The organism is Streptomyces iakyrus, assembly GCF_000717055.1.
Lineage (GTDB): Bacteria > Actinomycetota > Actinomycetes > Streptomycetales > Streptomycetaceae > Streptomyces > Streptomyces iakyrus.
The window spans coordinates 1-330 of the sequence record NZ_JNXI01000131.1; the positions used below are offsets into that span (position 1 = coordinate 1).

At 63.9% G+C, this 330-nt stretch carries 1 protein-coding gene; it reads right to left on the reverse strand.

Annotated elements, in window-relative coordinates; translation table 11 throughout:
• On the reverse strand, positions 1–330 hold a 330-nt coding region (locus OO68_RS49045), incomplete at both ends, for a hypothetical protein (RefSeq protein WP_209442698.1).

Here is a 330-nt window from a genome sequence, read left to right on the forward strand (position 1 = left end):
GCGATGCGCCGCCCAATTTCCTTCTGAGGCGATCCGTTGGCCACCTCGGAAGGAAGAGCGATACGACCCTTGTCATCGCAAGCTTCCACTTCAAAATCCGCACTTTCGCCCGCGCGACAACGAATGAGTTCAAGGAGCCATCGCGCGCGAGCGAGGCCTGGGACAGGCAGCGGCGCGGACGGCAAAACCGAGACGCGCCAACGGGTGATGCTCGCTGTCGGCAATCCGAAATCTGCGGCTTCGGTCTGTCGCCGCCAGCGGCGTAACGCGATGCCGAGTGTCCCGGACCCTTCAGCGGCAAGCTGCAGGCGACGCGACGCCGTCATCGAA